Genomic DNA, 12,374 nt, shown 5'->3' on the forward strand with positions numbered 1-12,374 from the left:
GCGTGCCGGACTTCAGGCCCGCAACTAACGGAAGGGGAATTTTAGTGCTGGTGTTCTCGGTAATTGCGTCAGCTTTGGCGCCGGGACTCGCATTGCTCACGTATTTTTACCTGAAAGATAGGTATGATCAAGAGCCCCTGCACATGGTGATCAAAGTGTTCATGTTAGGGGTTCTGGTCGTTTTCCCGGTTATGATTTTGCAGCGGGGAATGATACTATGGCTTGGCGACAATCCGGTAGTCAACTCATTGCTCGTTTCGGCGGGTGTTGAGGAATTTCTGAAATGGTTCGTAATGTATCATATTATTTTTAACCATACGGAATTTGACGAGCCTTATGACGGCATCCTTTATGCAGTGGCGATATCGCTTGGATTTGCTACGGTAGAGAATTTGCTGTACGCCTGGTACAGCCAGGCGGCCTTTGGTCCGATGTTCCTGCGGGCGCTGCTGCCCGTATCGGGACACGCAATGTTTGGCGTCATCATGGGATACTACATGGGACATGCGAGATTCACGGAAGGAAAACGAAGAAGGTTCTTCCTCGTTCTATCCTTGTTCCTGCCTTGGATGTGGCATGGTTTGTACGACCTGATTCTGAGTCTGCTGACCCACACATGGGTATGGTTCATCGTACCGCTTATGGTGCTGCTATGGTATGGCGGCATGGGCAAAATCTCTAGAGCTAACAACCGTTCTCCTTTCCGTTTCATTAAGCGGGAGGAAGAGGTTAACACTTAACAAATCAGGGCACACTTCATTCTATAGACCTCGGCTGACAGCCAGGGAATCATAGAAAGGGAGGTGTCTTTTTTTGCGTGTAAAAGTGAAAATTCTTTGCAAAGATTGCGGTGAACGTTTTGTGCTGCGGGGAAAAAAGGAACAGGGCCGGATCGAAACCGGATTTAAGCAATGTCTGTGCAACAACCGCGATCACTTCGAGATTGAGGAAGATTTCTAAGGGATGAAGGAATTATACAGAAATGCATAAGACTTCTTTCTTCTAGTCAAACTAACGGCAGTGAGTAGAAGAAAGGAGACTATCGCATCATGTACAAACGATTAAGCGCTATCCTGTTTCCTGTGGCCACAATTTTATTGATCGGGGCTCTGGTATGGGGTTACCAAGAGAATAAAGAGAAAAACGCCATATTGATTAATGCCGAGAACCAATACCAACGGGCATTCCATGACTTGTCGTACAATATGGACAGGATTCATGCCGAACTCGGCAATACGCTCGCGGTGAGCTCTACCTCCCAAGGGATGCATCGCAAGGGCTTGATGAATGTATGGCGCCTAACCAGCGAGGCTCAAAATGAGATCAGCCAGCTGCCGCTTACGCTCCTTCCCTTCAACAAGACCGAAGAGTTCCTTTCCCGAATTTCTAATTTTGCATACAAAACAGGTGTGCGTGATTTGACGAAGGAGCCGCTCAGTGAGAACGAGGTCAAAACGTTGAAATCCTTGTACGCCAACTCCGGCGAAATTACAAAGGATTTGCAGCATGTGCAGAACAAGGTTATCGCAAACAGTTTGCGCTGGATGGATGTAGAGACGGCACTGGCTACCAATAAAGTCGAAGATAATTCCATTATTGACGGCTTCAAAACGGTGGATAAGAAGGTGGAGTCCTACCCTGAGCTTGACTGGGGACCATCGGTAAGCAGCATTTACAACCGCCGTTCCGTGAAGCAATTGGCAGGCATGCCGATATCGGAAGAGGATGTGAAACGCAAAGCGCTGAAGTTCTCGGATGTGGGCAATGACGCCAAAGTGCAAGTGACGAAGAACGGAAACGGCACCGAGTGGGTATCGTATACAGCAAAGGTACAGCATCCGAATGGTCATATGCTCAGCATGGACTTTACCGAAAAAGGCGGCCAGCTGATCTCCTATACGGATGAGCGGAATGTGGGTGCCAAGCAAGCGTCGGTTCAAACGGCAATCGACAAAGCCCAGCAATTTCTGACGAAAAAAGGCTATTCCGACATGACGGTTGTTTCGGCGGACCAATATGACAACCTGGCTAACTTTTCCTTTGTTCGTGAAGAGGATGGCGTGCTGATTTATCCTGAGAAAATCACGGTTCGTTCGGCTATGGACAATGGGGATGTCATTGGATTCCAGGCCAGCGACTTTGTATACGAGCATCAGATCAAGCGAGAAATCCCGCAGCCGAAACTTAGTCTTGCCGAAGCGGAGAAGGTCTTGAACCCTGAGTTTAAAGTGCTCTATCACCGTAAAGCCTTAATCAAAAACGACCGCTCCGAGGATACTCTGTGTTATGAATTCGGCGGGCGGATTAATGGAGCCCAGTATCGGATTTACATTAACTCGGATACCGGCCTTGAGGAAACGGTCGAGGTCGTGAAGGATGCACAGTCAGGAATTAAATAAGCAAAGCACTGTGTGATGCAAGCCGGGTTCAGGAGATTTCCTGAACCCGGCTTTTTTTTGGTTGGATGAAGTAACTAAAAGCAAGGTGGAGAGTCCCGAGTTCCCGAGGATGGACATGAATCGACCTTGATTTGAAGATTTTGTCCTATGGGCCTTGGGATCCCGTGATATAATGGAACATAATGATTATGATGAATTAGTGGGTGAGCGCATTGTATCCAAAGATTAACGATGTCCTCTATATCCAGTTGGATACGGGGGATGAGAAGGAAGCTAATATTGTTTATAAATCCCGCATTTCCGACATGGATGACGAATCGATGTATATGGAGGTTCCGCTGCAGGAAGGGACGGGCAAGCTGAAAAAGCTGTACATCGGGGACGAGCTGTCCGCTTACTTTTTAACGGAAGGCGGAGTCAAAAATTTCTTCAATTCCCACGTCCTTAGCCACCATGAGGATATTATCCGTCTGGTTCGCATCAAGAAGCCGGAGCAGGATCAAATTACGAAGGTGCAGAGAAGAAGCTTCCTTCGGGTGCAAGCCGAGCTAGAGGTAGCCGTTATGACCAAAGACGGCGGCCAGTTTCTAGCCAAAACCGACGATGTTGGCGGCGGTGGCGTATCCTTTCATCTGCAGCCGGATCAAGCGATTGCGGAAGGGAGTATTTTGTCTTGCTGGATCCTTATCCCGTTTAAGAACGGATCCGTGGAGCATGTCCCGTTTGAAGGCGAGGTTGTGAGGGTGAAGGAGCTCCCTACCAATCGAAGCATCGTTATGCTCAAGTTTAATCAGATCGCAGATATGGAACGCCAGAAGCTGATTCGTTATTGTTTTGAGAGACAGTTTGATTTTCGCAACCGTTAATGCATAAAAGGGACAAGCAGGTGGCACACTATCCGAAAATTTTGTGCCGGAGGAACTGTCAGCCATGTCAGAAGTAGTAAACGAACGCGACCAGCTTCTCGAAAAAACAGGACTGGAAGTTAAGGAATCCGAGCAGGGACAAGCCCTGCATGACCGCTACGGGCACATGCTGCTTAAGCTGCTAATCGGACTAGTGCTTGCCTTGGTGATCACCCAGCTCCTATTGCATTATGAGCCTAGCCGGCCCTATATCTCGCCAATTCAGCAGATGGAGGGTGTTCCCGTTAACGAGCCAAATGTAAACGATTGGATGGGGGAAAACACCCCTTCTCTTTTGCATCACTCTAGCTAGTGTGGTATAATTTTCACGTCGCAGGCGGGCGCCTGCTTTTTTCTTGAAATATAAGATTACGCCTTTGTTTCATCTGCGCTGTCTTATATATTTTCACTATAGAAACGGTCATCCCGTCCGCAACGGATGGTAAGCCCTTTCGATTTCGAGGTAGATGTTTGAGGAGGAATGCCCCGTTGGTTACGCAGGGGACAGGTTATCGCGACAGAATTAATATTGCCATCGACGGTCCGGCAGGCGCGGGTAAAAGCACCGTAGCGCGTATGGTAGCCAGCAGGCTGCAGTACATCTACGTGGATACCGGAGCCATGTACAGGGCAGTCACCTGGTTCATGCTGAACCAAGGGATTTCTCCAGAAAATCCCGAAAAAGTGCTTCAACATGCACAAAATATGGTGATTGAATTAAAACCGCATGAAAATGGTCAAATGGTCTGGCTGAACGGGGAAGACGTCACGCCGTATATTCGTTCACATCAGGTTAGTGCAGTGGTATCCCAATATGCACGAATCGAGGGTTTGCGGATAAAGCTTGTCCGTTTACAGCAGCAAATGGCGGAAGACAAGGGCGTTGTCATGGATGGACGTGACATCGGCACAACCGTTTTGCCGGATGCTGAAGTGAAGATTTTCATGACGGCCAGTGTCAAGGAACGAGCTCTCCGCCGCTTCAATGAGTTGAGTGATGAAGGCATATCGCTGGAACAACTGGAAAGAGATATCGCAGAACGTGACAGGCTTGACCAGGAACGTGAAGTGTCGCCCCTCCGATGCGCAGAGGATGCCATCATACTGGATACGACACATATGGATATCAATCAGGTTGTGGAGGCAATTCTTTCATATTGCGAAACTTAAGTGGGATGGGGAGAAATGGGCATGATTTATGTTTTTTGCAGAGCGGTGGTCCGCGGTTTGTTCGCTATTCTCTACAGATTTGAATCTGTCGGCGTACATAACATTCCTTCAGAAGGCGGCGTGCTAATCTGTAGCAATCATATTAGCATTCGAGATCCGATATCTGTGGGCATTCACGTCAAGCGCCAGGTTAAGTTCATGGCCAAGGCGGAACTGTTCAACATTCCGGTGTTCGGATGGCTGGTTCGTCAGCTTGGAGCATTTCCGGTCAAGCGCGGGGGAGTAAGCAAAGATTCGATCAAAACCGCCCTCACGATTCTGCGCACAGGCGAGATCATGGGTATCTTTCCTGAGGGCACGCGCAATTCCAATTCAACTGCGGCCAAACGGGGTGCAGCTAGTTTCGCTCTCCGCAGCGGGGCGACGGTCATACCGGCTGCGATCATTGGAGATTACAAGCTTTTTCGCAAAATGAAAATCATCTATGGTGCCCCTGTGGATCTATCAAGCTTTGAAGGTGACAAGTCACCGGAAGCGCTGGATGCAGCAACCGAGTTGATCATGGCCAAGATTCACGAAATGCGCGCAAGCGGCAAGCCAACCGTGAGCTGATTTATTTCGTTCCATGCATAAAAAGCATGGGGAGATTGGAAAGATACTACAGCAATTATGTTTTGAACTTCGCGAATGCGAGTTTAAATAAATGGGGTTTGAATTGAGGAGGTTATTTGACATGTCGGAAGAAACAAGAAATGAAGAGGCTGTAGAAAACCAAGAGCAGCTGGACCAAATCGTATCCTTGAAAAAAGGGGACACCGTGAAAGGGACGATCGTCAAACTGGAGGACAACCAAGCTTATGTAAGCATTGGATATAAATATGACGGCGTAATTCCTGTTCGCGAACTGTCTTCTGTACAGCTTGATAACGCATCTGATGCGGTTCAGGTTGGCCAAGAGGTAGAGTGCAAAGTCGTTAGCATTAACGACGACAAGGAAAGCCTGGTTCTTTCCAAGCGCGCGATCGACACTGAGAATTCGTGGGAAGAGCTTGAGAAGCATTTTGCGGATCAGGACGTATTCGAAGTAACGGTGGCTGACGTTGTTAAAGGCGGACTCGTAGCCGATGTGGGTGCACGCGGATTTATTCCTGCATCCATGGTAGAGCGTCATTTCGTTGAAGATTTCAGCGACTACAAAGGCCGCACGCTTCGCGTGAAAGTGAAGGAACTGGACCGCGAGAACAACAAAGTGATCCTTTCCCAGAAGGATGTTCTCGAAGAAGAGTTCGAAGCAAACAAACAAAAAGTGATGTCCGAGCTTCAAGATGGTCAAGTGCTGGAAGGTACAGTACAACGCCTTACGCAATTCGGAGCATTTGTTGATGTTGGCGGCGTAGACGGTTTGGTTCACGTATCCGAGATCGCTTGGAGCCACGTCGACAAGCCTGCCGATGTATTGTCCGAAGGTGATCAAGTGCGTGTAAAGGTACTTAAGGTAGATCCTGAAAAAGGAAAAATCAGCCTCAGTATCAAAGCAGCCGCTCCAGGTCCTTGGGAAACAGCTGGCGAGCAATTCAACACGGGCGACATTGTAACAGGCGTTGTTAAACGTTTGGTTACTTTCGGAGCTTTCGTTGAACTGGCACCAGGTGTTGAAGGTTTGGTTCATATCTCCCAAATCTCCCACAAGCATATCGGTACACCGCAAGAAGTATTGAAAGAAGGCCAAGAAGTTCAGGTTAAAGTGCTTGATATCAACACTTCTGAGCAACGTATCAGCCTGAGCATCAAAGAAACGGAAGAAGCGCCAGCTCAAGCTCCACGCGCTGAAAAACCGTCCAAAGGTCCTAAAATCGACCTGAAAGACAACCCGAACGTTTCTTTGAACAATCAAGGCATGAGCGTTACGCTTGGAGAGCGTTTCGGCGATAAGCTGAGCAAATTCAAGTAAGCCCGGGAACAGTTTTGTTCGGTCTATTGACCTATCATAACGAAGTCGGCGAACCCAGAAATCTGGGTTCGCCATTTGTTTTTTTAGGGGACGAACGTTTGCGGATGTTGTAACATGGGGTAGAGCATAATAGAAATAAAGATGAAAGGTTAGCCAATTGTAACGTTTTTTGCTATGATGATAATCGTAAGAATTGACAGGAGGAGTGACTATGGCAAGACCCGTAGTGGCTATCGTTGGACGGCCTAACGTCGGTAAATCCACCATATTTAACCGATTGATTGGCGACAGATTAGCCATCGTTGAAGATAAACCGGGTATTACCCGTGACCGGATTTACGGTAGTGCCGAATGGAATGGTAAAGCGTTCAGCGTCATTGATACCGGCGGTATCGAAATCGACGGCGATGACATGATATTGAAATCCATCCGCATGCAGGCCGAGCTTGCAATTGAAGAAGCGGACGTCATCGTATTTATGTGCGATGCCAAGACAGGGGTTACCCAATCGGACGAGGAAGTTGCACAGATTCTGTTCCGTTCAGGTAAACCTGTCATCCTAAGCGTAAACAAAGTGGATAATTTGAAGCGTGTTGATGATATCTATGAGTTCTATTCCCTCGGATTTGGCGATCCTGTCGGAATATCGGGCAGTCACGGCACAGGGATCGGCGACCTGCTGGACGTTGTGGTCGAGAATCTGCCAGAGCTTGAAGACGATGGATATGACGAGGATGTTATTCGAGTTGCCCTGATTGGCAGACCGAATGTGGGCAAGTCCTCCCTGGTTAATGCCATTCTGGGAGAAGAGCGCGTCATTGTCAGTGACGTTGCCGGTACCACTCGCGATGCTATTGACACGCCGTTCGAGAAGGATGGGCAGCGGTATGTGCTCATCGATACGGCGGGCATGCGCAAACGCGGGAAAGTGTATGAGACCACGGAGAAATACAGTGTCATGCGCGCCATGCGTGCCATCGAGCGTGCGGATGTCGTTCTCGTCCTCATCAACGGGGAAGAAGGCATCATCGAGCAGGACAAGCATATTGCCGGTTATGCCTATGAGGCCGGTAAAGCCTCTTTGTTCGTTGTGAACAAATGGGATATGGTCGAGAAGGATGACAAAACGATGCAGCAGTTCGAGAAAAAGATCCGCGATCATTTCTTGTTCATGACCTATGCGCCGGTTGTTTTCCTGTCGGCCAAAACGAAGCAGCGTTTGCAGAAGCTGCTCCCTGTCGTTAAGCATGTGGCTGATCAGCATTCGCTGCGCGTGCAGACGCATCTCCTTAACGATGTCATATCCGATGCGATTGCCATCAATCCGCCTCCAACGGATAAGGGAAGAAGATTGCGTATTAACTATTCGACACAGGTTGCAGTCAAGCCGCCGACCATGGTCGTATTCGTCAACGATCCGGAATTGATGCACTTCTCATATGAGCGTTACCTTGAGAACAAGATTCGGGCCGCGTTTGACTTTGAAGGTACACCCATCAGGATATTTACTCGAAGAAAGTCTGATGAGAGTTAGGGGAGAATAGCTTGATTTTGGAGATCGTAGCGATAGTAGTGAGTTATTTACTCGGATCAGTAAGCTTCAGCGTACTGCTTGCCAAAATCCTGAAAGGGATTGACATTCGTCAGCATGGCAGCGGCAACGCCGGGGCAACCAATACCCTTCGCGTCCTGGGAAAGGGACCTGCCATACTGGTATTGGCTTTGGATGTAATTAAGGGCATCGCTGCGGTTTGGATCGGACGATGGCTCGGGGGAGACAATGCGTGGCTGCCGGGATTGTGCGGTATTGCGGCCATTATCGGTCATAACTGGCCTCTATACTTCCGCTTTCGAGGCGGCAAAGGGATTGCAACAGCCATTGGGGTGCTTGCTACGCTTTGCTTTATACCAGCGTTTATAGCAGGCATTATCGCAATCCTATCTATTGTTTTTACCCGTTATGTATCTTTGGGTTCCCTTATATTTGTAGTGCTTACCCCTGTTTTTCTATTGATCGCGGATTATTCGTGGCCGATCTTTTGGACAAGCTTGATCATATGCATATTCGCCTTCTGGCGGCATCGCTCGAACATTGTGAAGCTTGTGCAGGGGCGTGAAAACAAGCTGGGTTCCGGAAAAGGAAAGGACAAAGGAGGGAAGCGCGTTGTCTGACAAAGTCGCTGTTCTGGTGGCAGGCAGTTGGGGAACCGCTTTGGCAAGTGTTCTCGCTTCAAATGATCTGGATGTGGTCGTCTGGACAAGAACGGAGGAACAGACTCGTGAAATCAACGAGTCGCATACCAACAACCGTTATTTACCCGGTGTGGAGCTACCACCGAATATCCGCGCTACAACCGATATGAAAGAGGCGGTCTCTTCGGCTGCTGCCGTGGTTATCGTTGCGCCTTCGTCCGCGATGCGGGAGGTGACGGGCCAACTGAAGAAGTACTGGACCGAAGACATGCTGGTGCTTCACGCAACCAAAGGCTTTGAGATCGAATCCTTGAAGCGGATGTCCACTGTCATATCTGAGGAGCTTGGCTGCGAGGAAGGCCGTGTTGTCGTTTTATCAGGACCGAGCCATGCGGAGGAAGTGGTCAGACGCTGCCCGACAACGGTTGTTGTGGCTTCTTTGGATGCCAAGGCGGCTGTGGCTGCTCAGGATTTGTTTATGAACACGTATTTCAGAGTGTACACGAACCGGGATATGATCGGTGTTGAGCTGGCCGGGGCCTTGAAGAACATCATTGCTTTAGGGGCCGGGATGTCCGACGGACTGGGTTTCGGCGACAACGCCAAGGCAGCTCTTATTACGAGAGGTTTGGCAGAAATATTGCGAATCGGCATGGAAATGGGCGCGAATCCGCTGACGTTTGCCGGGCTTGCGGGAATCGGCGACCTCGTGGTTACCGCCACCAGCCAGCACAGCCGAAACTGGCGGGCTGGTTCGATGCTCGGTCAGGGGAAGAAGTTAGATGAGGTTCTGGGCTCCATGGGTATGGTTGTGGAAGGAATACGCACGACCCAAGCCGCACATGCCATTTCCGAGAAATACGGCGTACAGATGCCGATAGCCGATCAGCTGTACCATGTGTTGTTTAAAGACCGGAATCCCCGGATCGCCGTAGAAGCCTTGATGGGCCGGGATCCCAAAACAGAGATGGAAATGATGCCGCTTGAAACTTGGGAGCAATGGCACACCTAGCTTATTCACCATTCCGATGATTGACTCATATATTGATGTGAGGATGTCGGAGGAGGGGTGGAAATGAGCAAAAGCTTTCACAAGGATGTACTGAATGCGATTAACAAGAAAAGCGGCAAGAAAATTTCTTCAGGGGCTGTCAATAAGCTGGCTAGCACGGTTAAGCCGTCTACAATGCAAAATGAAGCCCAGCTCCGCCAGCTGATCAAGCAGGTATCTTCGATGGCGAACATACCTGTTAGTGAGGACACGATCCAGGAGATTGTCGGCGCGGTGAAGAAAAGTGGCATGAATCCGAGCAATATGGAAGCCTTGATGAAAATGATGATGAACAAATAAGATACGATGATGATGTTGAACAAAAGACGCTCCGGATTGGATAGCGGCTTTTGTTCTTTTTTTCGAACATACCTGGGGTGAGGCGCTATCATTTTCGTGATATAATAGGTTGAAATTGATGAGAGATTGGAGAGTTTCGTGACATGGATCCGATGCAAAAGATGTGGCTGTCCCTAGTCGCGTTATTGATTATGGCACTGTCCGTCATAGTGGTTACGCTTGCGCGAAGCAAGACCAAGGGTTTTCTGCGCGGCGCGCTGTCGTTCGTGGCCTTTATGATGATGATTTTCGGTTTTATTATTGGACTGGCCTCCATCATATAACGTAGGAAGCCAATCCGGGACGATACGTAAAGGGGTGCAGCATGACGCTGAATGATCTGCCGGAATTGGAGAGTGTGTTAGCTACCGCCATTCATAAGCTGAATCAGGTACCTGTGGCTTGGCTGCTCGGTGGAAGCTGCAGCTTGCTCCTTCAGGATGTAACTTTGGACAAACCGCCGAGAGATATCGATATATATACCGATACTGGGGGCGTACAGCCTTTGCATGAGTCGCTGGCTTCTATGGCCGTGGATGCTCCCCGCTTGGACCAAGAAGGGATATATTCTTCGATTTTGAGCCACTATGAAATAGAGAAAGTCCCGATTGAGCTGGTAGGCGGATTTGAAGTGAAATCAAACGGATCCTCCTACTGTGTTGAGATCGATCAATTGCTGTATCCTGCAGCACTAGAGAGTCAAATACAGGGCGCCACGGTACGGCTCATGCCGTTATCCCATGAACTGGTGTTTAATGTGCTTCGGGACAGGCCGGATCGATACGTTGCCATTGCGGAAGCGATGCTGCGGGACATGGACCATCATATGCCGCTTCTTAAGCAGTTATTAAGGCGGAACCAGCTGCATGGGGAACATCGAATGGTTTTGAACCGATTAACCGGACTTTAACCGGAGTACTGAGTGAAGCAGCCAGGGAGTATGGCAGAAGGTGTACATAAGAAAAGGAGCGCGTTTATCGTTGGACTACGAGGTATTATTTCAACCGGATCAGAAAAAGGTCAAGGTTCGTCCGCACACAAACGTCCTGGATGCCTCGCGTCGGGCCGGTGTGCGTATTCCTACCCGTTGCGGAGGCAAAGCCGGTTGTTTGATGTGCAAGATCATTGTCCCGAGCGAGGAACGCGATCATTGCTCCGCTCCGGAGCCCAAGGAAATCAGGAAGCTGGGGACATCGATGATTGAACAAGGCTACCGGCTATCCTGCCAGACGAGGATCACGAATCATATCAAGGTAATGATTCCCGAGGATCCGCTCAAAGCTGTGATACGTAAACAGCTGGAGGCGGCGAGAAATCGGGAGTCCGATGACTTTATTTAAAGCGAAGGATGATGTTAGTTGAGTATGAACACTTGGATGACCCAAGCGGCAGGCCGTTCGAAGCGGATGTCTGCCGTCTTAGTCCTGGTGCTGTTTCCGATGTTGCTGACAGGGTGTCTTTATCCTGACGAGAAATTGCAGGAGAACAAGGTTTCATATAGGGAAAGTGTCAAGCGGATACAATCGGCCGTAGATGATTTTTATAAAGAACAGGGAATTTTGCCGATAATTACGGCAGGTCCGGAAGTTCCACGATATGAGAAATACCGGGTCGACCTTGATCAACTGAAGAACCGGGGATACATTGACCAAATCCCGGATACGGCATTTGAGAAGGGCGGCAGTGGATATTTTCTCATTATTAATGAGGAAACGGAGCCAACCGTGAAGGTCATGGACTTGACCACGGCCCAGAAGGTGAATGACGTTCAGAGAGCGGTTAATTTGTACAAAATGGCGCATGACAACGCGCTTCCCGCAGGGGAAGCCCTCTACCCGGGATACACGGCGGTGGACCTGTCCAAGACCGATGCTAAATCCGTTAGATTGATGAGTGTATACTCAGGTCAGGAGATGACCTTTATGATGGATGAAGAGGGAACGGTGTACGCCGATTATGCCTTTGATATTATGCAGGCGATCCAGAAGAACGGTTCCGATCCGCAAGAAGGAGAGGATTTACGGGTGTTCCTGGAGAAAGAATCCTATTATGTTCCGGTAAAATCCGTACCTTATACATGGAAGGATGGGCAGCCCGTTGCTCAGCCGCTATCCTAAACCTATACCCGCCGTTATCGGCGGGTATTTTTGTTGACCCTGTATGGTTACCGATATTTGCCTGAAGAATAAGCACACGAAAGCAAAGAGGCGGTTTGCATTTTTTCCTGGAGAACCTTCTTCGATAGATTTTTTTGAAAATGGTTGAGTCTCTTTGGAATATCTATTAAAGTGTGCGCATATTCATAATCTGAAAGAGTAGTGCGGGCAAGAGCCGGTTGCCCACATCATGAGGCATATGAAAACGTC

General features: G+C 49.0%; 16 protein-coding genes. All 16 read left to right on the forward strand.

Annotated features, from left to right (window positions below):
* The first annotated feature begins 44 nt into the window (after positions 1 to 44).
* The 16 genes from prsW to AC0VZ8_RS12250 all read left to right on the forward strand — a co-directional run bounded on the left by prsW (position 45) and on the right by AC0VZ8_RS12250 (position 12,125).
* Positions 45 to 740 (forward strand): glutamic-type intramembrane protease PrsW, encoded by a 696-nt coding sequence (gene prsW, locus AC0VZ8_RS12175; protein ID WP_071223918.1) that lies wholly within the window; start codon positions 45 to 47, stop codon positions 738 to 740.
* Positions 741 to 813: 73 nt separating this feature from the next.
* A complete protein-coding gene (locus tag AC0VZ8_RS12180; RefSeq protein ID WP_181469710.1) occupies positions 814 to 960 on the forward strand; it encodes a hypothetical protein in 147 nt (48 codons plus the stop codon).
* 89 nt (positions 961 to 1,049) lie between these two features.
* Positions 1,050 to 2,399 (forward strand): germination protein YpeB, encoded by a 1,350-nt coding sequence (ypeB, locus tag AC0VZ8_RS12185; RefSeq protein WP_071223919.1) that lies wholly within the window; start codon positions 1,050 to 1,052, stop codon positions 2,397 to 2,399.
* A 212-nt stretch (positions 2,400 to 2,611) separates the two neighbouring features.
* Positions 2,612 to 3,265 carry a flagellar brake protein gene (locus AC0VZ8_RS12190; protein WP_260064437.1) on the forward strand — a complete coding sequence of 218 codons (654 nt, stop codon included), beginning with the start codon at positions 2,612 to 2,614 and terminating at the stop codon, positions 3,263 to 3,265.
* Between the two features lie 64 nt (positions 3,266 to 3,329).
* On the forward strand, positions 3,330 to 3,617 hold the full coding sequence (locus AC0VZ8_RS12195) for a DUF5359 family protein (protein WP_475487014.1): 288 nt from the start codon (positions 3,330 to 3,332) through the stop codon (positions 3,615 to 3,617).
* Positions 3,618 to 3,793: 176 nt separating this feature from the next.
* Entirely contained in the window at positions 3,794 to 4,474 is a 681-nt protein-coding gene (cmk, locus tag AC0VZ8_RS12200) for a (d)CMP kinase (protein ID WP_071223922.1), read from the forward strand.
* Positions 4,475 to 4,495: 21 nt separating this feature from the next.
* A complete protein-coding gene (locus tag AC0VZ8_RS12205; protein WP_475487015.1) occupies positions 4,496 to 5,086 on the forward strand; it encodes a lysophospholipid acyltransferase family protein in 591 nt (196 codons plus the stop codon).
* Between the two features lie 121 nt (positions 5,087 to 5,207).
* Entirely contained in the window at positions 5,208 to 6,425 is a 1,218-nt protein-coding gene (gene rpsA, locus AC0VZ8_RS12210; protein ID WP_071223924.1) for a 30S ribosomal protein S1, read from the forward strand.
* 211 nt (positions 6,426 to 6,636) lie between these two features.
* Positions 6,637 to 7,959, forward strand: a complete 1,323-nt coding sequence (gene der, locus AC0VZ8_RS12215) for a ribosome biogenesis GTPase Der (protein WP_071223925.1) — start codon at positions 6,637 to 6,639, stop codon at positions 7,957 to 7,959.
* Positions 7,960 to 7,970: 11 nt separating this feature from the next.
* The gene (gene plsY, locus AC0VZ8_RS12220) at positions 7,971 to 8,597 is read left to right on the forward strand and encodes a glycerol-3-phosphate 1-O-acyltransferase PlsY (RefSeq protein WP_071223926.1); all 627 of its coding nucleotides are present in this window, start codon (positions 7,971 to 7,973) and stop codon (positions 8,595 to 8,597) included.
* On the forward strand, positions 8,590 to 9,630 hold the full coding sequence (locus tag AC0VZ8_RS12225) for an NAD(P)H-dependent glycerol-3-phosphate dehydrogenase (RefSeq protein ID WP_071223927.1): 1,041 nt from the start codon (positions 8,590 to 8,592) through the stop codon (positions 9,628 to 9,630). The genes plsY and AC0VZ8_RS12225 overlap by 8 nt, the downstream gene beginning before the upstream one ends.
* A 63-nt stretch (positions 9,631 to 9,693) precedes the next feature.
* Positions 9,694 to 9,969, forward strand: a complete 276-nt coding sequence (locus AC0VZ8_RS12230) for a stage VI sporulation protein F (protein WP_006209456.1) — start codon at positions 9,694 to 9,696, stop codon at positions 9,967 to 9,969.
* Between the two features lie 143 nt (positions 9,970 to 10,112).
* On the forward strand, positions 10,113 to 10,292 hold the full coding sequence (locus AC0VZ8_RS12235; protein WP_071223929.1) for a DUF2768 family protein: 180 nt from the start codon (positions 10,113 to 10,115) through the stop codon (positions 10,290 to 10,292).
* Positions 10,293 to 10,333: 41 nt separating this feature from the next.
* On the forward strand, positions 10,334 to 10,918 hold the full coding sequence (locus tag AC0VZ8_RS12240) for a hypothetical protein (RefSeq protein ID WP_475487016.1): 585 nt from the start codon (positions 10,334 to 10,336) through the stop codon (positions 10,916 to 10,918).
* A 70-nt stretch (positions 10,919 to 10,988) separates the two neighbouring features.
* Positions 10,989 to 11,348, forward strand: coding sequence for a 2Fe-2S iron-sulfur cluster-binding protein (locus tag AC0VZ8_RS12245; RefSeq protein WP_475487680.1), 360 nt, complete (start codon positions 10,989 to 10,991; stop codon positions 11,346 to 11,348).
* A gap of 24 nt (positions 11,349 to 11,372) precedes the next feature.
* A complete protein-coding gene (locus AC0VZ8_RS12250) occupies positions 11,373 to 12,125 on the forward strand; it encodes a hypothetical protein (RefSeq protein WP_162487681.1) in 753 nt (250 codons plus the stop codon).
* The last annotated feature ends 249 nt before the right edge of the window (positions 12,126 to 12,374 follow it).

It is taken from the genome of Paenibacillus sp. QJM3NY_38, assembly GCF_056173265.1.

What these genes read in the sequence shown, in the direction of transcription:
- AC0VZ8_RS12195 (WP_475487014.1), top strand. Translation starts at nt 3,330, where the DNA reads ATGTCAGAAGTAGTAAACGAACGCGACCAGCTTCTCGAAAAAACAGGA.
- AC0VZ8_RS12240 (WP_475487016.1), top strand. Translation starts at nt 10,334, where the DNA reads ATGACGCTGAATGATCTGCCGGAATTGGAGAGTGTGTTAGCTACCGCC.
- AC0VZ8_RS12250 (WP_162487681.1), top strand. Translation starts at nt 11,373, where the DNA reads ATGAACACTTGGATGACCCAAGCGGCAGGCCGTTCGAAGCGGATGTCT.
- AC0VZ8_RS12235 (WP_071223929.1), top strand. Translation starts at nt 10,113, where the DNA reads ATGGATCCGATGCAAAAGATGTGGCTGTCCCTAGTCGCGTTATTGATT.
- rpsA (WP_071223924.1), top strand. Translation starts at nt 5,208, where the DNA reads ATGTCGGAAGAAACAAGAAATGAAGAGGCTGTAGAAAACCAAGAGCAG.
- AC0VZ8_RS12230 (WP_006209456.1), top strand. Translation starts at nt 9,694, where the DNA reads ATGAGCAAAAGCTTTCACAAGGATGTACTGAATGCGATTAACAAGAAA.
- der (WP_071223925.1), top strand. Translation starts at nt 6,637, where the DNA reads ATGGCAAGACCCGTAGTGGCTATCGTTGGACGGCCTAACGTCGGTAAA.
- AC0VZ8_RS12205 (WP_475487015.1), top strand. Translation starts at nt 4,496, where the DNA reads ATGATTTATGTTTTTTGCAGAGCGGTGGTCCGCGGTTTGTTCGCTATT.
- ypeB (WP_071223919.1), top strand. Translation starts at nt 1,050, where the DNA reads ATGTACAAACGATTAAGCGCTATCCTGTTTCCTGTGGCCACAATTTTA.